We start from the raw sequence: 19,427 nt of genomic DNA, 5'->3' as shown, positions 1-19,427 counted from the left end.
TCGCATGAACAACAACGCAATGATAGGTGCTCAGATGGCTAAGCACAATGCATCAGCCTCGGTCTACGTCAAATCACACGCCGACCACTCGCCACGGTGATAGCGCTCGAAACCTGAAGGTTTGAAGCGCCAGAGGTGAAGCCAATCGTTGTCAAGCAATTGTTTGACGACTTGGTGCTTGTTGATGATAGCTTGGATCGCTTCTCTGGGCGCATCGACGATGACCGTGAGACGTAAGGGTTCGTGCATCCACTGTCGGCCGTCGTGCAGAGATTGGTGTGAAAGCCCTATCCTCAGATCACCGCCGTTACCTTCAAAGACCCCTAGGGTTCCCGCGACGACATTGTGCAATACCTTGTTGCCGCTGCCCAGGCGACTAGGGTCACAGGTAGACGCATGGTATTGCCAGTTGATCCAGTGGGTGACCAACATCGGTGCGGTCAACAAGAGTTCTAGTACCTGCCCATCCTTGTCTCGACTGGCATCGTAATCATGCAGAAAGCTACGACCAGCAAGTGTTAAGCCACTGCTTCGCTGTCGAGGGGCAATCAGAAAAGAAGCGTTGCCCGCCAAGCCCCACTCTGGTCGAGTCTGTGCACCGTCGTTGGCACGACGACGCAACTGGTTGAGCAAGTGATTATCCGCACCATCAGCCTTGAGTCGAAGGCTGGGTGCCCGTTCGCGGCGCACGCTGTGGCTCGCCTGAGTGAGTGCTGGTTGCAGTTTCGCCCATTTGTCGATCGCAGGTGCGGGTAGTAAGTCAAGGTCGAAACCTTCGATTTCGTCGGTGGTCGTGTTGTGCATGGCTGCAATAAAAACTGTGCTGTCCGGGATGTTGATCCCTTTGGCAACGAGGCCTTGGCGCACGGACTGATCGTTGAGCAAGTGAGCCAAACTGCGAGCATTCACTTCCCCCGTCTGACCGCAGCAAGCGCCACAATCGAGTGCTGCCGCCTGCGCGTTGTTGGCTGATTGGCTGCCATGTCCCACGAATAGCACAAGGGGCGCTAGGTGCTGATCGAGGCCCAGCGCGTGTAGCACTTGCGCTGCCAGTGAGATTTTTCTGTCGACATCTAAACCAATCAGTTGTGGTCGGCACACCGAGCGGTAGCGTTTCGGTATGCCAGCGAGGTTGTCCTGTGCGCGGGGTGCTTTACTCGGCAAGAGCCATTGACTTAGTTTGCCAAGATATCCCAGGCCTGCCGCCTCGACGAACGAAAAGGCGGCGCCGGGCCAACGGCTTGCAGCATGCCATTGATTTATCCTGGACAGACGTGTTCGGCGAGCCTGTCCGGCCAGCAGATTGGCCTGTGCATCGGTCTCGCGTGCAGACGGATTTGATTGAGCGATACAGTCGGTTACTTCGATTGACGGCGCAAGCAAGCCTGGCAATTGCGGACGACGTGCATGGGTTGCCAGCGGTGTGTAAGCGATCGGCAGACCGAAAAAACCTGCGAACCCCAACGTCTGGATCGTGGGCAAGGCTGCTTCTAACGCTCGACGCAAGCGTTCACTGCGTACGTCAATGCAAAAGGCCGCCTGAACCTCGACGTCTGGCTGTGCAGCACCGGGTGAGTCGGGCACGGTGCCGACAGCAAGCAGCTGCTTGCCCAAGGTCTTTTGATAGCCAAGCTCAAGTGCTATTTGCCAAATCTCATCGATCAATAATGCCTGTTCGGCCTGCTGCAAGGTCAAGGGTGCGTGTTGCCAGGCTTGTTGCAGCTGATCGAATGCTTGTTTTGAACTGACATCGTCCTTGCACTGCACCAGTAGCGCGCCCCAAGCTAGCCTGATCGCCAAGAGTTCGCGCAGGTGGCGGTCGGTGCGGGCCTCCAAGCTCGCTTGCCAGTTTAAGTAGGCGCACCATGAGGCCCACCCATTGACCGTCAGAAGGACAGCTTCTAGATAGTCTGCCCAGACTGCTGGTGGCAAGCCAAGTCGCTTCAGTGCCCAGCGCTCTGCATCGCCAGCCGTGGCTGGAAGCACCTCAACGGCTGAGCCGATCTGGGGCAAGCCCATTAGCAGGCCGATACCGTGATCATGCGTCAGCGTTTCTCGCCAGAACGCATACAAGCCCTGGTCACGCGTCGGTTGCCAATCGGCCTGCTGTTCGTCGAAATACGCAGCACACGTTTGACTGACTTGATGGGTGAGGGCTTGTCGCCAGGATAGCCGTGTATGCCGCTGTGGGTCGTTATCAAGCGCGTCAATGAGCAGCGGCAGTTGTTCAATATTTGCCCGCGTTGGTAAAGCGTCAATGCAGTCCTGCGGTGTCAGACCAAGCGCCGTCGCTTCTGGCAATCGACCGATTGCCTGTTGCAAATCAGCGGCACTGATCCGCTCGGCAAGCCAGGCCTGTTGTTGTAAAGGTCTCGGGGGGAACACCTGAATGCCGCCAAGCACAGCCATCCGTGCCGCAACCCGCCTTACAGGCAGGCTGATGCGTGACCAGTGGGGATTGACCGCAATGGCACGGTCAAGTGGCCACGCTGGGGCAATTGCCCCACAGGCGGCGTGACACGCTGCTTCAATGAGCCCTTGCCACGCGGGGTCTTGGGCGTTGTCAGACTGCGCGTTTGGGGCGACCAGGGGCACTTGATCGGTGTCACTGTCGAGGAGGTCATTCATGGCGTTCTCCGGATTGGATGGCAGCGGTGCTGTGGGAGCCACGTAACCAGTGGGTGGGCCAGTGCTGCAAGGCTAGTCGGGTGTAGACTTCGTCCAGATAAAACCCAGCGTAGCTCCAGCGTCGCCAGCGCGATAGCATCGCTGGTTGCCTTTGCAAGACGGCAAGCCCCAGATACAGTGCACCCATGCCCAACAGCGCAACCAGCCCAAGCCACTGGTGAGGTGCGTTTTGAAGGCCGAGCGGCAACCCGTGTGCAACTGAGGTGATCGCTGTGAGCCCAGCCACGAGTAGCAGACCAGACAAGCGGTTATTCAAACGGGCGGGCCCTTGCTCAGCCGACTCCCCCCACCATAACAAGGGTGCCCACGCAAGCGCTAACACGACACTCCACCAGGCAGGCCAGGCGGCACCGTCAGAGAGCGACTGAATCAATAACACCAAAGGGATGGTCAATAGCGGTGCTGCGACCACGCTGCTTGTCGTGGGTAACGTGCCTTGGTGTAACGCGCGCAGACTTGTCTGACGAACGATCGTCGATGCCGATAAAAAGGTGTGGGCTTTGTACAGCGAATGACCGATAAGATGCAGTGCTGCCAAGGTGTAAAGACCGACGGCACATTCGAGCAGCATGAAACCCATCTGCGCCACCGTTGACCAGGCGAGCCTCACCTTGATGCTGATGCGAGTCAACATCACCATGCCTGCCAAAAACGCCGTGGTTAACCCAAAGCATAGTAGCAACGCGCGCGCAAACGTAGCCTGCTCAAGTAATGGGGCGAAACGAATCAGCACAAAGCCGCCCAGGTTGACAACGCCAGCGTGTAAAAGCGCAGACACGGGCGTAGGTGCCTCCATGACTTGGATTAACCAACCATGCACTGGCAGTAAGGCGCAACGCAAGACAACAGCAAGTGTCAGCGCAACAGCACTGGTTTGCAACGAGGCAGACATGCCAGACAGAGCAAGATGATCCCAGAGTGCAGATAATGAGCCACTACCGACGCTTGCCCAGGCGAACCCGGCAGCGATCAGCAGAAGCAGGTCGGCTAACCGATCCGCAATCTGTTTTTTGTGCGCAACGAGTCTGGCGAAAGGGCGGTCTGGGTAAAAACACAACAGACCTTGCAAAGCGACGCCAATACAAGCCCACGCCGCGATGAGCACTAACCAATGATTGGCGATCAGCAGTAAGTGCACACTGGCCAGAACGCCTGCAAGCGCGATCACGTAACGTTGTTGACCAGCTTCACCTGCTAAGTAGCGAGACGAAAAGCTACCAATGACTGTCCCTAGCACCTGCACGAGCACGGCCAAGGTCAACCCCAAAGGCGATGCCTGCAAGACAGAAAATCCGCCCAAGTCGGCCGGCTGTCCCACGAGAGCGATCACGCTAAAGATGAGCGCGCCGGTAGACATCGCTTGAAAGACACCCCACCGTCTTGTCGCTGAGAGGCCGTTGATTTGAGCGAATAACATCGTCGCCACCATGAGGATCATGGGTGCTAATGCGCTACTGATGTGCCAACCCTGAGCGATAGCCATTGTTTGACCTTATGTTGAACCTGACGCTAGAGATGATGCTTGCACGGATTCGTTTTGTAAATTACATTGATTAGAACCAATTCATATCAAAAAACGAACGATGCGCCTAGATCAACTGAATTTTCATCATTTGCTCTATTTCTGGCGGGTCGCCAAGCTAGGTCATCTCACCCGTGCCGCCCAAGCGTTGCACACGTCACAATCGGCGGTTTCTGCACAGATCCGTCAGCTAGAACAGCGGCTTGGCGAAGAGCTATTTACGCGTGAAGCCCGCCGACTGACGTTGACGGATACGGGGCAGCTCGTCTTTGCTTATTGCGAGAATATCTTCGGTCTTGGGCAAGAAATGTTAGGTCGACTAGAGGGCCGTACGGCGGGCGTTACCCGCCTGCGTGTCGGCAGCGTGGCCACCCTATCGCGCAACTACCAAGAGAATTGGATCCGCCCCTTGCTCGCTGACCCCGGTGTCGTCTTGACTCTCGAATCCGGTCTGTTAGAAGGGCTCATCGCACGGTTACTGCAACATCAACTGGATGTGGTGCTCGCCAATGAAACCGTCCCCGCCGATCCCGACCGTCCGTTGCATTGTCGCTTTCTGGGAAGTCAGCCCATCTCGTTGGTCGGACCGAGTAGCCGCTGGCAGTCACAAAGCCTGCGAATACCTGAGGATCTGGATGGGTTGGAAATCGCACTGCCCGGGCCTCGACATGCGCTGCGTGGTCAATTTGATGCGCTCTGCACGGCAGCAGGTATACAGCCAAGGCTGAGAGCCGAGGTCGATGACATGGCGATGCTTCGTTTGATTGCGCGCGACAGCGGTTGGCTCACCGTGCTGCCCGAGGTGGTGGTGCAAGATGAGTTGCGAGCGGGTGTGTTGGTAACAGTGGGCCACTCGACTGAGTTGCAAGAGCGTTTCTTCGCCATCACCATCCCTCATCGACACCGCATCGAACTGCTTGAAACCCTGATCAGTCGAGATGCTGACGCTTGAGCAGCGATGCAAATATCAGTTTCGAGGTCAGTTAATCGGTTATAAGTAAAGGGTTATCCCTTGGTTTTATGAAAGTCTACGATCATGCGTAAGCCTATGCCACTGAACTTTCGTCCGATGCGGCTCCAGTTAAAGACGTTTTGCTGCGGCACTGCCTTGGTTTTTTTTGCTTTGTGGATGAGCGCGAGCCATGCGGTCTTGCAAGATGAGATTCAAGTCTACGACGATGAGATCAATGCTCGTGGAGAATACAGTCTCGAAATGCACGTCAACACGACACCATCTGGCGTCACCTCGCCAAGTTATCACGGGGAGGTCATGAACCAAGGTAATACCCGCATCACCCCAGAATTTGCCTACGGTATCGGTCACGACATCGAACTAGGCCTGTACGTCAATAGCGTGGTGGTCGGCAGTAACTGGAACTACGCTGGTTTTAAGGGTCGGATTAAGTGGCTACCTATTCAAGAAAAAAAAGGCGATGAATTTTTTGCTGGCGTGAATGTTGAACTATCCAATACGCTTTACCAGTACGAGGAATCGCGTTACTCGGGCGAGGCGCGTTTTATCATTGGTAAGCATTTTGACCAATGGCTGGTGGTCGCGAACCCGATTTTTGATTTTCAGTTCAGCCAGCCCTACACCAACCAAAATCCCATGTTCAACTTCGCGTTGAGAGTGTCGCGAGAAATCACCAAAGATTTCTCTCTGGGCGCCGAGTATTATTCAAACCTAGGGTCGCTCGCCTATCCCGTTAACTTGCAGACCACCGGTCAAACCGTCTTTGCGGTTGCCTATGTCGATGCAGGGCTCGTGCCGTTTCAGTTTGGCATCGGGCGTGGGCTTAATTCGTCGAGCGATTCGTGGACGGTCAAAGCGATCTTTTCAGTCCCGGTTGATTTCTAAGAAAGGGCAAGGCTGCCTGAGCGACGGCCTATAGGTCTAGATAACTCTCAAAACTGGTGCGCGCCGGGTAGTCGTGCACGCGAGACCCGCCATACCCATTTTTGTATAAGGCAAAGGCGACGCCCGCATGGTGTGCGGTAGCGGCATCGACGTGAGTGTCTCCCAGCATCATCGATTCATCGGCGCGAGTGCCCATCTTAGCAAGCGTGTGCGTGAGTGGTAATGGGTGTGGTTTCGAGTGTTCTGTGGTGTTGCCCCCCGTGACGCAAACGAAGAAATCCAACACACCTGTCCGTTCGAGTGCCTGAAGCGCGAAAGCCTCGTTCTTATTGGTGCAAACCGCCATGACACAACCGCGCGTCGCACACGCTTTTAAAAAATCCATCACCCCTGGATAAAGCGCAGAGTGGCGATGTGCTTGCTCGCTGTAGTGCACTCGATAAGCGTCATGCAGCTCGGAGATCGCTGACGCAGGTACGCCAATGGTCGCGGTCGCTTCAGAGATGATATCGGTCAAGGTGCTGTACAGATTGGGTAGCACCAACGTCTCGGGCAGTTCGTGATAGCCGCAATCCCGCAACGCGCCATTGATCGCCTTGCGGATGTCCGGCTCGGTGTGCATCAAGGTGCCATCGAGATCAAAGATCAATGACTGATATTCGCTCAGTACTTGTTTTGCTTGCATCATTGTCTCGACGTGAGGCCTTCAGGTGAAGCCGCGTATCCGGTCAGGGTGCGGTCAGCGTGAATCATCTTCCAGTTGATCATTTTCTGGGCCATTTTTAACACTTCTGTCGTGTAGGCGGGATCGTTGACAACATTATTGAATTGGCCCGGATCTTTTTTCAGATCAAAAAACAGCGGTGCAAGCGCCGCAAAATGAACATATTTGTAGTGTTCGTTCTGGATGACCGACAGCGAGGCTTCATCCATATTGATACCAAGAAACTCCTCTGGCTTTGAGTAAAAGATGTTTCTGAAATCAAACTCGTAATGAACTTCGGTGCGCCAGTAGTCGGGGGCATCGCCTGTTTCAACAAATGGCATTAATGATCGGCCATCACAGGCCCTTGGCGTAGCGAGCCCCAACCAATCCAAAATGGTCGGCATCGTATCGATCGTCTCGGTAAACGAATGCACGACGCTACCACGGGTCGCATCCGCTTCAGGTCTGGGATCACGAACGATCATGGGGATATGAAAACTCTGGTCAAAATAGCCAATTTTGCCCAGCAAGTGATGGTCACCCAATTGTTCACCATGGTCACTGGTAAACACGATTAACGTGTCGTCCCATTGACCCGTTTTTTTCAAAAATTCAAACACACGCCCGAGCTGATCATCCACATGGCGCATCATCCCGTAATAACTCGCGCGCATTTGTCGAATCTCGGCGTCGTCCATCTCCGCCGATTTGCCTTGACCGTTCTGAAAGAACTTGCGACGCTGACCGGCTTGAATATAAAAATCCAGTAACGGATGCTGGCTGGCTTCTGCCGCTGGCGACGCTGCGCGAATGGCTGAGGGGCAATCTTCTGCCCGATACATGTCGTGATACGGCGCGCAAGCGGTAAACGGCGGGTGCGGGCGGTAGTAGCCCAAATGCAGAAACCAGGGCCTATCTTGTGTACCTTGCAGAAACTCAAGGGCTCTGTCGGTAAACCAGTTAGTATCCGAGAGCTCAGCGGGCACCACGGCCGCTCGATTGGTGGCACCAATCTCGCCCTCAGTGACGCCAAGCGGGGCCCAAATATCATAGGGATTCGCAGGCACCTCAAAGCCTGTCGTGGCGACCCAGGCAAAGTAGGCTTCATTATTGAGACCCCATGATCCCACGGCATGCCAGCCCTCCATGTCGGCGCCCAGCGCCTTGAAACGCGGGTCTTGCGCTGCCGTCGCACGGGGGTCAGGGGTGGTGGTCGTATAGCCCACCAGGGCGGGCTCGTAACCCGCTTTACGCACCTCTAATGCCAAGTTAGTGTGGCGGGCATCAAGGGGGATCGTATTCTGCACTGCGCGGTGGTTCATCATATAAAGACCGGTCAGCAATGATGCTCGGCCCGGGCCACAAGGCACGGCTTGTGTGTAGTGCTTGGCAAACGTGACGCCCTCGGCAGACAGCGCTTCAATGTTGGGGGTTTTGATCACCGGATGCCCCAATTTGGCCAAGGTGTCCCCGCGCCATTGGTCGACGACGATCATCAATACATTCTTTTTCTTCATGTGCAACGCTCTCGCAACCAAAGCAATCCCATCAGCGCAATCTTATAACGCAAACCTCTGCCACCGACCCGTCACAATAAACCCCGGTCTTGCCGTCGGCTCAGTTGGATTGCTGACCCGCCTTGCGCTATGCTCTGATAACCAAAAAATAATGACCTTAAGTCGATCAATGGAGACCTCATGGCAGTCATGCACCTGATACCCGCCGATAAACTCAGTGCCGCTGTGCGATATCTGGTCGCAGGGTATGGCAGCGAAGCTCGCGAGATCGAACTGGTGACCGAGAATCTCGTACAGGCCAATCTCACCGGTCACGATTCGCACGGCGTTGGCATGTTGCCACGCTATACCGAGGCGTTTCTGGCGGGCGGTTTGAAAGCAAATGCCCACATCCAGATGCGTATGGATGGTGGCGCCATGTTGGCGCTCGATGGCCAGCACGGTTTTGGTCAGGTCATTGGTCATGAGGCCATGGTGCTCGGCATTGAACGAGCCAAACAATACGGCAGCTGCATGGTCGCTTTGGGTAGCTCGCACCATTTGTGTCGTATTGGCGCCTGGGCCGAAATGGCAGTGGCAGAGAATCTCATTTCGTTGCATTTCGTGAACGTGGTGTCCCGCCCGATCGTTGCCCCCTGGGGAGGTGCTGACGCGAGGTTTGGCACTAACCCCTTTACGGTCGGTATCCCTGTCAAAGGCGGTGAGCCGATATTGCTGGATTTTGCGACAAGCGTTGTTGCACAAGGCAAGACAAGGGTTGCTCATAATAAAGGCGAGCAATTGCCTCCTGGGCAGATGCTCGACAATCACGGCAATCCGACCACCGACCCCCGCTTTGGCGTGATCGAGCCCTATGGTGCGTTGCGTACTTTTGGTGAGCACAAAGGGTTTGGTATGGCACTGATTTGTGAACTACTGGGTGGGGCATTGGCTGCGGGTATGACGTGCCGCACCCCCGCTGATGGCCGCAAAGAAATTCTGAATGGCATGTTCACGATTATTTTTGATCCCGAAAAGTTTGGGCAAGGGGCTTTGTTTCAAGAAGAGATGCATCACTTTGTGCAATGGGTGAAAGCGTCGCCCGCCATGCCAGGTAGTGATGGTGTCAAGCTCGCTGGAGAACCAGAACGCGTCTCGCGCGCCAAGCGCTTGGCAGAGGGCATTCCCGTCGATGCAAACACCTGGCGTGACTTGCTGACCGCGGCGACCAAGCTCGGGCTCGATGCCGACCAAATGACCCGATTGGCTGGGCTATAACGATGGCCGCTGAAAGAATGACCGGTCGGGATTTGTTCATCCGCCTGCTCTTGGATGAAGGGGTGACCCACTTGTTCGGCAACCCCGGCACCACCGAGCTTGCCATCATGGAGGCCGTGCCTAAGTACCCGGAACTTACCTACGTGCTGGGCTTACAAGAGTCTATTGTTGTCGCAATGGCAGATGGGTTTGCGCGCGCCTCTAACAAACTAGTTGCCTGCAATCTGCACTGCGCGCCAGGGTTAGGCCACGCCATGGGGGCGATCTACAGCGCCAAGTTTTCAGGCTCGCCGCTGCTGATTACGGCAGGTCAGTACGAGGTCGGTTACGGCTTGCAAGAGCCTTTGCTTTACGACCGCTTGGTCGAGATTGCCGCACCTCTGGTCAAATGGTCGTTCGAAGTTCAGCGTATCGAAGATCTACCCCGTATTGTGAGGCGAGCTGCAAAAATTGCCATGACGCCACCCATGGGGCCTGTGTTCTTAAGTTTGCCAGGTTCGGTATTGGATGAAGAAGCAGAGATTGACTTCGGTTTTGTCACCCGTGTAGATACGGGCAATCGTCCCAGCGATGCCAAGCTAAAGCGTCTCGCAGAGACCTTGCTGGGTGCGAGACGTCCAGTCATCATTGCCGGCAAAGAGATTGCGGATGGCGACGTGTTCGGTGAAGCGTCTGAATTAGCCGAATTGTTGGGGGCGGCCGTCTATCTAGAGTCAGTTCCCTACAACGCCAGATATCCCGCCTCGCATCAGTGCAATATGGGCGATCTGACACGCAACCAAGTCAAGATCCGCCAGACGCTCTCGCAGTACGATCACTTGTTATGTCTTGGGGCTGATCTGCTGCGTATGTCGCCGCGCAATGATGTTGAGCCTTTGCCCGACGGGATGCCCGTCATGCATATCAGCGAACGCGATTGGGAACTTGGCAAAAACTATCCTACCCATATCGCCGTGCGGGCCGATGTCGCCGAAACCATCAAAGCCTTATTGCCCGTTATTAAAAGCTTGCGCACTCAAGCCTATGCGCAAGCAGCCGCCGAGCGTCTTCAATCGCTGTCAACATCGAACTGGTCAGCCAAACGGGCGCTTGCTAAAAAAGAGGTTGCTACCGCTGCACACACGACGCCGATCGATCAACGCTACTTGGCGTCTGAATTGATTGATGTGCTGCCAGATAATGTCATTCTGGTGGATGAAACCTTGACCGCCTCGGCTGGCATCGCGATGATGTTTGCGGCCGATGATCGACGCTCGTTTTATAGCTTGGCCAGCGGCGGGTTGGGCTTCGGCATGCCAGGGGCGATTGGGGTGAGCATGGCCCAGCCTGACAGGCCTGTCGTCGCTACGATTGGCGATGGCAGCGCCATGTACAGCATTCAGGCGCTGTGGACAGCCGCGCATTTCAAGCTGCCTATCACTTACGTCATCATCAACAATCGCAGTTATCGAATCATTAAAGAGCGTTTGTTGGCGATGCGCGGCACGGATCACTTCACCGCGATGGATATGAATGATCCCGCGATCGATTTCGTTGGTGTGGCCAATGGGTTGGGCATGGCGGCTGAGCGAGTCACGGATCCGACCCAATTGGCTTTGGTGCTCAAACGTGCTGTTCAAAGTGGTCAACCCAATCTGGTTGAGGTCATCGTCGCCAATGGGTTCGGCGACTAGGCCTTTGTCAACGTTCTGATTGTTGCTAAAAAACGCTCGATACCGATCTCGAGTGTTTGGTCATTCGTGACATGACAGACCTTGACGCCAGGGGGGTAGGGGGTCACGATACGGTTTAATCGTTTGGCAATATCGTCTTGGGTTTCACGGCCTCGCAGAGAAAGGCGCTGTGCCAACACGGCGGGTGGTGCCGAGATCTCGATGACAACGAATGACTGAATTTTGTTTGCCAATTCAGTGACCAGATTGCGTGAACCGTTGGCAATCACGTGTTGGCCTTGTTGCACAACATCGAGCAGATTCAAGGGTAGTCCGTAGCTCAAGCCGTGAGCCTGCCATGACACGAGAAATTGACCAGCGCTCACCCGTGCATGAAAGGCATCCACAGAGCTCGGTTCATGGTCTTCACCGACCGAGTCTTTCGGTCGAGTGATGACGCGGCGCGCAAAGACAAATCTGTCAGGATCAAGCACGGCTTTGGCACCGTCGATCAAGCTGTCTTTGCCTGCGCCGCTGGGGCCCACCACAAACATGAACAATCCCGATGTCATCTGCCGCCTCTGACTCGTCGCACACGACCTGCTGCTACTGTCAGCAGGATCTATGCGCGGATTCTACACTGACAGATAACGTTGTTTGATGTCAGCGTTGGTGTTCAGTTCTGCGATGGTGCCGCAAAAGACATCCATGCCTTTGTCGATGACCACTGCCCGATCGGCCAAGCCTAAACAGAAGTGCAAATTTTGTTCGGCCAGCACAATGGTTTTACCGAGTTGTTTCAATGCGTGGATCAAATCGCCAATTTTTTGAACCATGATGGGCGCAAGCCCTTCGCTCGGTTCATCCAGCAGCAGTACATCCGGGTTACCCATCAGGGCGCGACCGACGGTCAGCATCTGTTGTTCACCGCCCGATAACTGGCCACCCAAGCGATCTTTCAATGGCTCAAGTAACGGCAGCATGCTGTAGACCCGATCTAGGCTCCAGTCGTCCTGACCCTTAGCCCCTCGTTTGATCGCAATATCGAGATTGTCCTGAACGGTAAGATCAGGAAAAATTTGACGATCTTCTGGGACGAAACCGATACCTGCACGCGCAATCAGATGCGATGGACGTTGCGTAATCGAGGCGTCGTTAAGGGTGATGTCACCGCTCTTGGCCTTTAGCACCCCAGCGATGGTTTTCATGGTGGTGCTTTTGCCGGCACCGTTACGCCCGAGTAAGGCAAGCGTTTCACCGGGCTGCACGTCGAAGGATAGATTAAAGAGCACTTGACTCGTGCCGTAGAACACATTGATTCTATCGACATTGAGCACGGGCTTGATCATGCGTGGGCCCCCTGTGGTGTGCCAAGATAGGCCTCGATAACGGCAGGGTTGTTGCGTATTTCTTCGGCGCTCCCTTGTGCTAGCACTTTGCCGTAGGACAACACATGAATGTGCTGCGAAATCCTGAAAACAATATCCATGTCATGCTCGATCAACACGACCGTCAGACCACCTTGCTGCCAAAGGCCATAGACGGTCTCGATCATCTGTTCGCGCTCTTCCGGCCCCATGCCTGCGACGGGTTCGTCGAGCAGTAAAACCTTTGGGTCCAAGACTAAGGCCAGCGCGATGTCGAGTAACTTCTGATCGCCATGCGATAAGTTGCCACTGACTACATCAGCCTTGGATTGCAAACCGAGTTGCTCCATGACCTGATGCGCGCGATCTCTGGTGTGGTGAAGTGGAAACCGACCGCGCATCTGTAACGATTGACCCAAGGGGGACTGCAAGGCGCCGCGCAGTGACTGCTCGACTGTCAAGGTTTTAAACAGTTTGGCGACTTGAAAGGCCCGACCAATCCCGAGTCTGACGATCTCACTGCTTGATTTTCCGACGATATCCATCCCGTCGAGCAAAATGCGACCAGCGCTTGGTGGGATGGCCCCGGAAATCAGATTAAAGAATGTCGTCTTGCCGGCACCATTCGGGCCAATCACGGCACTTAAAGACCCTGTGGGAAAGTGAATGCTCACATCGGCAGTTGCAACCACGCCGCCGAAGGATTTGCAAAGGTGCTCAACACTTAGCATGAGGGTGCCTGCTTGTGCTTGTTTTTGTGTTTAAGTCTGGCGAGGGCCTGAAGGACGAAATCGGTGATGCCACGCTTGAAGCCCAGCGCAAACAGCAACACGATGATCCCTAAAGCCATCCCGTGAAACTCAGTGTTGCGTGAGATCACGTCGTTGAACAAGAGCAACAACGCAGCACCGACCAAGGGGCCAATAAACACATGTAGACCACCCATCATGATCATGAAGACTGCTTCGCCCGAAACTGTCCAATAGCTGAAGTCGGGGTAAGCGCCAGAAACAAACAAGGCCATGATGATCCCGCCGATTCCGGCAAAGACCCCTGCCAGCATGAAGGCGTAAAGTTTGACCCGCCAGACATCAATCCCCAAAAATCTTGCTCGATCTGCATTGTCACGCACCATGCGCAAGGTGTAACCATAAGGGGACTGCAAGATATACCTCATCAACAACAGACAAACGACACCGGCACTCACCGCAAAAAAGTAAAGCGTCGTGTTGTTGGCCAAATTCATGCCTAAAAAGACGGGGCGTGGTACACCACCCATGAGGCCCTGGTCGCCGCCCGTCAGCGATGTCCAAGTCAGGATCACGCTGTGAACCAGCATTTGAAAGGCAAGGGTAATGAAAGAGAAATAAATTTCTTTCAGTCGGACACAGATCGATCCGACCACGAGCCCTAACAGTGCGCAAAAGGCGATCGCACCGAGAATGCCGACGGGGATGGAAGTGCCAGCTTTTTGCATCAAGAGTGAAAATGCATAAGCGCCGCCGCCAAAGAACATGGCATGACCAAAAGACACCATGCCCCCATAGCCCACCAAAATATTCAGTGAAGAGGCGAAAACGCCGTAGGCAGCCAGCCGGATGACAAAATCCTGCGCGGTCCGGGAGCCCGTGAAATAGGGAAAGGCAACCAGCACCAGCAGTGTGATGATGGCAAGCGACCATTCGCGTTTGAACTTGACACGCTGCGTCATAAACGGGTCTCCTTGCCGAGCAAGCCACTTGGTTTGAAGACCAGAATCAATACCATCGCCAAGAACATCAACCCCTCGACAAACAGCGGGAAACCAATAGAGCCAAAAGACCTCACCAACCCGATCATCAGCGCACCCACCAGTGCGCCCATCACCGAGCCCATGCCGCCGATCACCGTCACGATGAAGGATTCGATCAAAATTGAAAAGCCCATCCCCGCGGACATCGATCGCACCGGCGCGGCTAGACCACCCGCAAGACCCGCCAGCAACCCGCCAATCGCGAAAACGCCCGCATAAATTAAGCTGGTATTCAACCCCAGGACAGACGTCATCGATGGATTGTGGGCGGCAGCGCGCACAATTTTGCCCATCCGAGTGCGCGTCAATACATACCAGAGCGCTAGCGCAATCACTGCAGCTGCAGAGATGAGGAAAAGGTAAAACACGGGCACGACGCCGCCCGCGATAAAGAAGGGGGGTAACTGAAAGTCGGCGGGCATCCCCATGGATTGAAATTCTGCCCCCCAGATAATCTTGACCGCATCATCCATGATGAGCACAACGGCATAGCAGACCAGTAATTGCATCAACACGTCGGCGTTGTAGACACGGCGCATGAGAAATCGTTCGAACAAGACGCCGAAAATGGCGACGCCCAGGCCTGCGACGATCACGGCAAGGAAGAAATTGTCGGTTACTCGAAACGCACTCAGGGCGAAATAGGCACCCAGCATATAAAGCGAGCCGTGCGCAAAATTAACGATTTTCAAGACGCCAAAAATCAAGGTCAGCCCAGCAGCAACTAAAAAAAGCAATGACCCGACAATCAGGCCAGCACTCGTTTGAGTCACGATGCAGGACATCGAACTAAAGCATTCAATTAACGCGTTGGGATCCAAGCACTTCTCCGGTTGAGGTCGGTGATGCAATCACCGACCCACGACAAACTCAATGCAATCAGAGATAGCCTTTGCGTTTTTTCCACTCTGTTTCTAGCTCGTAGACGACTTTCCAATCGCCAGAGAGTGGGGTGGGCATGTATGGCTCTTTGTTCGTGAGCGCACCCCAACCATCTGCATATTCAACAATCGTTTGATCTTCAGCGCGCATCGTGATTTTGCCGTTCGCACCAAAAGGCGAGTCGATCGTCATGCCACGCAAGGCTTCAGACAGTTTTTTGCTGTCAACACTGTTGGCTTTCTTCATGGCGGTGGTCACAAAGCTCACCGCTGCTGCATTTTGCCAGGACCAGTTGGTTGGGTATTCTTTGTATTTAGCAAAATACTCATTACCCCAATTCGTATTAGCTGCCGTGTTGGGATAGCTCTTTAAATACCGGTTACATGAGTAGAGGTTTTGCGGTACGGCCTTGATGGCAGTCAACACGGTGTAGTCAGCCATCGCAACGGCAAAGAATGGCATGTCTTTGAACAAGGCGTAGATGCTGGCTTGATCAATGAAGGCGCTCAAGTCACCACCCCATAAGCAGGAATACACCGCCTGTGGTTTGCCCTGTTGCAGGCGGGTAATCGATTCGGTGTAGTCGGGCTGAAAGAGCTTGGGCCAGACTTCGCCGATGACTTCAATATCGGGATTAAAGTGTTTCAGGTATTCCATGAACTCGGCGGTGGTATCGCGACCATAGGCGTAGTCTGGAGAGATCGTCATCCAGCGCTTCAATCCTTTCGCTTTGGCAATCCCTGCCGCGTATGACCCCCCGATCACGGCATCATGAATGCCCTGACGCGCACATCTAAAGCTATAAGGTGCACGAATCTTTGGATCTGCACTGAGTGAAGAGGTTTCTGAACAGGTGTGAATACAAAACACCCCCAGATCGCGGGCGACTTCTTGTACGGCGAATGAGCCTGTTGATGCTTCTCCATCGATCAGCAGTTCACAGCCTTCGCTGTTGACCAGCTCGCGTGCGATGCGTGCGGCCTCTTGTGGCGCCCCTTTCGAATCGCGCACGATCATTTCGATCTTGCGGCCACCAAAACCGCCAGCGGCATTGAATTTCTCAACTTCCATTAAAACCGCATTGCGCGAAGAGATACCGAGCGTGGCAACGCGGCCCGACAAAATCGTCGGCATACCGATCTTGATGGGTTTGTCGTCGGCAAAAGAAATGGCGGGCAATCCAATCGTGGCAAGACCTGCGGCAGCACCAACGCCTTGAATCATTTTTCGGCGCGAGAGGTGCGAGGGCGTGCCTTTCGTCTTTAGGGTCATGTGATGTCTCCTGAGGATGATTTTTAATTTTTTATGGGTGGATCTTATCGTTCTCAACGACGATAAGTCAACGAAGTCGATTGTGCGTTATCCTTCGATCCTTGTCACCATGTTTCGAGCATCACTGCCATCCCCCGACTATGACCACGACAACTTACTACCCTGTCATCGGCTGTCAAGGCACCACACGCGACGCCGCTCGTCCGTACGATGCCCGCTGGTTTTTGACTGATGTTGAAGGCAACGCACTCACCAGTGCTGATCACGCAGCGTTACAAACCGTGACGGCCGACATTAAATTTGGGTTTCTGGCACTCACGGCCAAGGGCATGTTGCGCCTCGATATCATGCTTGACGTCATCGAAGACGACGAAAGTGTGCAAACCATCGCTTATCTGAATGGTTCACCGATTAAGGTCGTCGATGAAGGCGAGCTAGCGGCCGCCTGGTTTGAAAACGTGTTGGGCGAGCCTTGCCGCTTTGTCAAATGCTTAGACCGTTCAACAACCGCTGACTGAACAGATCACGCTCAGGCTTGACCGGTCAGGCGTTTGTATCTCGCCATTAATACGTCTTGGCCTTCTTTCCAGTCAGGGTGAATCTCAATACAGTCGACTGGGCACACCACTTTGCACTGTGGCTCATCAAAGTGGCCCACACACTCAGTGCATTTGAGGGGGTCAATCTCGTAGATCGACTCGCCCATTGATATCGCTTGGTTGGGGCAAGGCGGTTCGCACACATCGCAGTTGATGCATTCGTCCGTGATGCGAAGCGCCATGACTACCCTCTTGAAGCGATGACCGCTTTATTGCGGCCAGCTTTGCTCTTTGCGTTCTTTCGCCTTGGCTTGCAGCCACCGTTCAACCGACGGGAACACAAACTTGCCGACATCACCGCCCAGCATGGCAATTTCTCGCACGATGGTGCCTGAGATGAACTGATATTGATCAGAAGGGGTCATGAACAAGGTTTCGACTTCTGGCAGCAGATGACGGTTCATCCCGGCCATTTGAAATTCGAATTCAAAATCCGATACGGCGCGCAGGCCGCGCACGATCACTCGCCCATCTTGCTCGCGTACAAAGTCTTTGAGCAACCCTGCAAAGCTGGCAACCCGAACGTTCGGATAGTGGCTAAGTACTTCTGACGCAATCTCGACGCGCTCTTCCACCGAGAAAAACGGTTTTTTTGCGCGGCTGTGAGCAATCCCCACCACCACTTGATCAAACAAACTGGCCGCTCGCCGGACAAGATCTTCATGGCCACGGGTAAGGGGGTCGAAAGTACCAGGATAAATAGCAGTGATCATTTTTGCAGTGCAACAAACTGGATAAGTTGGTAGTGTACGACTCCTGCGCGGTCTTGGCGCAATATCTTGAAGCTGTCGGGGATTTCCAAGGGTTTTCCCGATTCCACATAGACCAAAGCGTCGGTTGCAAGCAACTTTGGCACGATGGGCCAGAGTTTATCGAGCCAATCGCCGTTAAAAGGTGGGTCTAGCATAACCAGGTCAAAACGTGAGGCGGGTACTTTGTCGGCAAACGCCAAGGCGTCGCCGGCGTGAATATCGACGTTATCCGCTCGTAGTTTTGTTTTTAGGGCTCGAAGTGCGGCAAGTGCGTGGCGATCTTGTTCGACAAGCTGCACGCGCGCGACGCCTCTTGAGGCTGCCTCAAAACCCAAAGCACCACTGCCGGCGAACAAGTCGAGCGCTCGTTTGCCGTCGAATTCGCCCCCCCAGAAATAGGTCAGCCAATTGAATAATGTTTCTCTGACACGATCCGGGGTGGGGCGCAACCCCTCAGCATCGACCACTTCGATGGGTGTGCGCCGATACTGTCCGGCCACGATGCGAATATACTTCTTACCCATGTTTAGCTTCTTTAAGAAAAAATCTCAGACGCCCGTTGACCAACTGTCGCACGAACGGTTGGATGATAGCCCGACAGCGGCAGAGGCCACTGACGATCAGAGCGTCTTGCCAGAAACAAAGTCCTCGTGGCTGGGGCGTTTGCGCCAAGGGCTTTCTCGAACCGGCCAGACGATTGGCGGGATATTTGTCGGTGTGCGTGTCGATGAGGCCTTGTTCGAAGAACTCGAAGCCGCATTGCTCATGGCAGATGCAGGCACACTTGCAACGGCCCGGTTACTTGAGCTGCTGCGTGCCCGTGTCAAGCAAGACAAAATTGAAGATTCGGGTCAGGTCAGACAAGCCCTTGCACAAATTCTCGCGGATCATCTCAGGGTGCTTGAAAAGCCGTTCGTGGTTGGTCAAGTCGCGCCAATGGTCATCATGATTGCGGGTGTCAACGGGGCGGGCAAAACGACCTCGATCGGTAAGTTAGCTTTTACCCTGCAAAAGCAAGGGGCGAAAGTGCTGCTCGCCGCTGGCGATACCTTTCGGGCGGCGGCTCGGCAACAACTCGTTGAATGGGGTGACCGCAATCAAGTCACCGTAATCGCTCAAGAGGGGGGTGACCCCGCCGCTGTTGCGTTTGATGCTGTTAATGCGGGTCGTGCACGCGGGATGGACGTCGTGTTGGTGGATACGGCGGGCCGCCTGCCGACTCAATTGCATCTGATGGATGAACTGAAGAAGATTCGTCGGGTAATCGGTAAGGCGGATGCACAGGCACCCCATGAAGTACTGCTGGTGGTCGATGGCAACACTGGCCAGAACGTGCTGTCGCAGATCAAAGCGTTCGATGAGGCGATTGGGCTGACTGGGTTGATTGTGACCAAGCTTGACGGTACCGCTAAGGGCGGTACGCTGGCAGCCGTCGCAGCGTCTAGCCAAGGGGTGAGGCCAATCCCTGTCTACTGGATAGGTGTTGGTGAGGCGATCGAAGATCTGCAACCTTTCGTGGCGAGCGAGTTTGCTCAAGCGCTGGTCGGGCTGAGCCCGACCTAA

At 54.6% G+C, this 19,427-nt stretch carries 19 protein-coding genes; 6 read left to right on the top strand and 13 right to left on the bottom strand.

Translation table 11 applies throughout. The features are described 5' to 3' along the window. Window positions 1-63 precede the first annotated feature (63 nt). Both AC1W8Y_RS01475 and AC1W8Y_RS01470 read right to left on the bottom strand, forming a co-directional pair. Window positions 64-2,628, bottom strand: coding sequence for a YbcC family protein (locus AC1W8Y_RS01475; protein ID WP_482012690.1), 2,565 nt, complete (start codon window positions 2,626-2,628; stop codon window positions 64-66). Beyond that, window positions 2,621-4,171 carry an NADH-quinone oxidoreductase subunit L gene (locus tag AC1W8Y_RS01470; RefSeq protein ID WP_482012689.1) on the bottom strand — a complete coding sequence of 517 codons (1,551 nt, stop codon included), beginning with the start codon at window positions 4,169-4,171 and terminating at the stop codon, window positions 2,621-2,623. The genes AC1W8Y_RS01475 and AC1W8Y_RS01470 overlap by 8 nt, the downstream gene beginning before the upstream one ends. A gap of 100 nt (window positions 4,172-4,271) precedes the next feature. Between AC1W8Y_RS01470 and AC1W8Y_RS01465 the strand changes: the two genes are divergently transcribed. Together AC1W8Y_RS01465 and AC1W8Y_RS01460 are read left to right on the top strand one after the other, a co-directional pair. Further along, window positions 4,272-5,162, top strand: a complete 891-nt coding sequence (locus AC1W8Y_RS01465; RefSeq protein WP_482012688.1) for a LysR family transcriptional regulator — start codon at window positions 4,272-4,274, stop codon at window positions 5,160-5,162. Between the two features lie 84 nt (window positions 5,163-5,246). Then, complete coding sequence (locus AC1W8Y_RS01460) at window positions 5,247-6,068, top strand: hypothetical protein (RefSeq protein ID WP_482012687.1); 822 nt, start codon at window positions 5,247-5,249, stop codon at window positions 6,066-6,068. A gap of 28 nt (window positions 6,069-6,096) precedes the next feature. Here the strand turns inward: AC1W8Y_RS01460 and AC1W8Y_RS01455 are convergent, their stop codons facing one another. Together AC1W8Y_RS01455 and pehA are read right to left on the bottom strand one after the other, a co-directional pair. Then, window positions 6,097-6,753, bottom strand: coding sequence for an HAD family hydrolase (locus tag AC1W8Y_RS01455; RefSeq protein WP_482012686.1), 657 nt, complete (start codon window positions 6,751-6,753; stop codon window positions 6,097-6,099). After that, window positions 6,753-8,291 (bottom strand): phosphoric/sulfuric ester hydrolase PehA, encoded by a 1,539-nt coding sequence (gene pehA, locus AC1W8Y_RS01450; RefSeq protein WP_482012685.1) that lies wholly within the window; start codon window positions 8,289-8,291, stop codon window positions 6,753-6,755. The genes AC1W8Y_RS01455 and pehA overlap by 1 nt, the downstream gene beginning before the upstream one ends. 180 nt (window positions 8,292-8,471) lie before the next feature. On the opposite strand from pehA, the gene AC1W8Y_RS01445 reads away from it, so the two are divergent. After that, a complete protein-coding gene (locus AC1W8Y_RS01445) occupies window positions 8,472-9,548 on the top strand; it encodes a malate/lactate/ureidoglycolate dehydrogenase (protein ID WP_482012684.1) in 1,077 nt (358 codons plus the stop codon). 2 nt (window positions 9,549-9,550) lie between these two features. Then, a complete protein-coding gene (locus AC1W8Y_RS01440) occupies window positions 9,551-11,221 on the top strand; it encodes a thiamine pyrophosphate-binding protein (RefSeq protein WP_482012683.1) in 1,671 nt (556 codons plus the stop codon). Here AC1W8Y_RS01440 and phnN read toward each other — a convergent pair. The 6 genes from phnN to AC1W8Y_RS01410 all read right to left on the bottom strand — a co-directional run bounded on the left by phnN (window position 11,218) and on the right by AC1W8Y_RS01410 (window position 16,513). Beyond that, entirely contained in the window at window positions 11,218-11,772 is a 555-nt protein-coding gene (gene phnN, locus AC1W8Y_RS01435) for a phosphonate metabolism protein/1,5-bisphosphokinase (PRPP-forming) PhnN (protein ID WP_482012682.1), read from the bottom strand. The two genes, AC1W8Y_RS01440 and phnN, sit on opposite strands and share 4 nt — an antisense overlap. Window positions 11,773-11,835: 63 nt before the next feature. Beyond that, entirely contained in the window at window positions 11,836-12,549 is a 714-nt protein-coding gene (locus tag AC1W8Y_RS01430; protein ID WP_482012681.1) for an ABC transporter ATP-binding protein, read from the bottom strand. Next, window positions 12,546-13,298 carry an ABC transporter ATP-binding protein gene (locus tag AC1W8Y_RS01425; RefSeq protein WP_482012680.1) on the bottom strand — a complete coding sequence of 251 codons (753 nt, stop codon included), beginning with the start codon at window positions 13,296-13,298 and terminating at the stop codon, window positions 12,546-12,548. The genes AC1W8Y_RS01430 and AC1W8Y_RS01425 overlap by 4 nt, the downstream gene beginning before the upstream one ends. Continuing rightward, window positions 13,292-14,278, bottom strand: coding sequence for a branched-chain amino acid ABC transporter permease (locus AC1W8Y_RS01420; RefSeq protein ID WP_482012679.1), 987 nt, complete (start codon window positions 14,276-14,278; stop codon window positions 13,292-13,294). The genes AC1W8Y_RS01425 and AC1W8Y_RS01420 overlap by 7 nt, the downstream gene beginning before the upstream one ends. Continuing rightward, window positions 14,275-15,180 carry a branched-chain amino acid ABC transporter permease gene (locus AC1W8Y_RS01415; RefSeq protein WP_482012678.1) on the bottom strand — a complete coding sequence of 302 codons (906 nt, stop codon included), beginning with the start codon at window positions 15,178-15,180 and terminating at the stop codon, window positions 14,275-14,277. The genes AC1W8Y_RS01420 and AC1W8Y_RS01415 overlap by 4 nt, the downstream gene beginning before the upstream one ends. A 58-nt stretch (window positions 15,181-15,238) precedes the next feature. Then, window positions 15,239-16,513 carry an ABC transporter substrate-binding protein gene (locus AC1W8Y_RS01410; RefSeq protein WP_482012677.1) on the bottom strand — a complete coding sequence of 425 codons (1,275 nt, stop codon included), beginning with the start codon at window positions 16,511-16,513 and terminating at the stop codon, window positions 15,239-15,241. 140 nt (window positions 16,514-16,653) lie between these two features. Between AC1W8Y_RS01410 and AC1W8Y_RS01405 the strand changes: the two genes are divergently transcribed. Further along, window positions 16,654-17,031, top strand: a complete 378-nt coding sequence (locus tag AC1W8Y_RS01405) for an MOSC N-terminal beta barrel domain-containing protein (protein ID WP_482012676.1) — start codon at window positions 16,654-16,656, stop codon at window positions 17,029-17,031. Between the two features lie 11 nt (window positions 17,032-17,042). Here AC1W8Y_RS01405 and AC1W8Y_RS01400 read toward each other — a convergent pair whose 3' ends face one another. Genes AC1W8Y_RS01400 through rsmD form a run of 3 tightly spaced genes read right to left on the bottom strand, consistent with a single transcriptional unit; the run spans window position 17,043 to window position 18,388 of the window. Next, entirely contained in the window at window positions 17,043-17,294 is a 252-nt protein-coding gene (locus AC1W8Y_RS01400; RefSeq protein WP_482012675.1) for a YfhL family 4Fe-4S dicluster ferredoxin, read from the bottom strand. Between the two features lie 27 nt (window positions 17,295-17,321). Next, window positions 17,322-17,825, bottom strand: coding sequence for a pantetheine-phosphate adenylyltransferase (coaD, locus tag AC1W8Y_RS01395; RefSeq protein ID WP_482012674.1), 504 nt, complete (start codon window positions 17,823-17,825; stop codon window positions 17,322-17,324). Continuing rightward, window positions 17,822-18,388 (bottom strand): 16S rRNA (guanine(966)-N(2))-methyltransferase RsmD, encoded by a 567-nt coding sequence (gene rsmD, locus AC1W8Y_RS01390; protein WP_482012673.1) that lies wholly within the window; start codon window positions 18,386-18,388, stop codon window positions 17,822-17,824. Before rsmD ends, coaD begins: the two co-directional genes overlap by 4 nt. Here rsmD and ftsY point away from each other — a divergent pair. Continuing rightward, window positions 18,387-19,427 carry a signal recognition particle-docking protein FtsY gene (gene ftsY, locus AC1W8Y_RS01385; protein ID WP_482012672.1) on the top strand — a complete coding sequence of 347 codons (1,041 nt, stop codon included), beginning with the start codon at window positions 18,387-18,389 and terminating at the stop codon, window positions 19,425-19,427. The two genes, rsmD and ftsY, sit on opposite strands and share 2 nt — an antisense overlap.

It is taken from the genome of Jezberella sp., from assembly GCF_964834465.1.
Note: the sequence above shows the minus strand (reverse complement) of the source record. Positions and strands in the feature narration are given on the sequence as shown.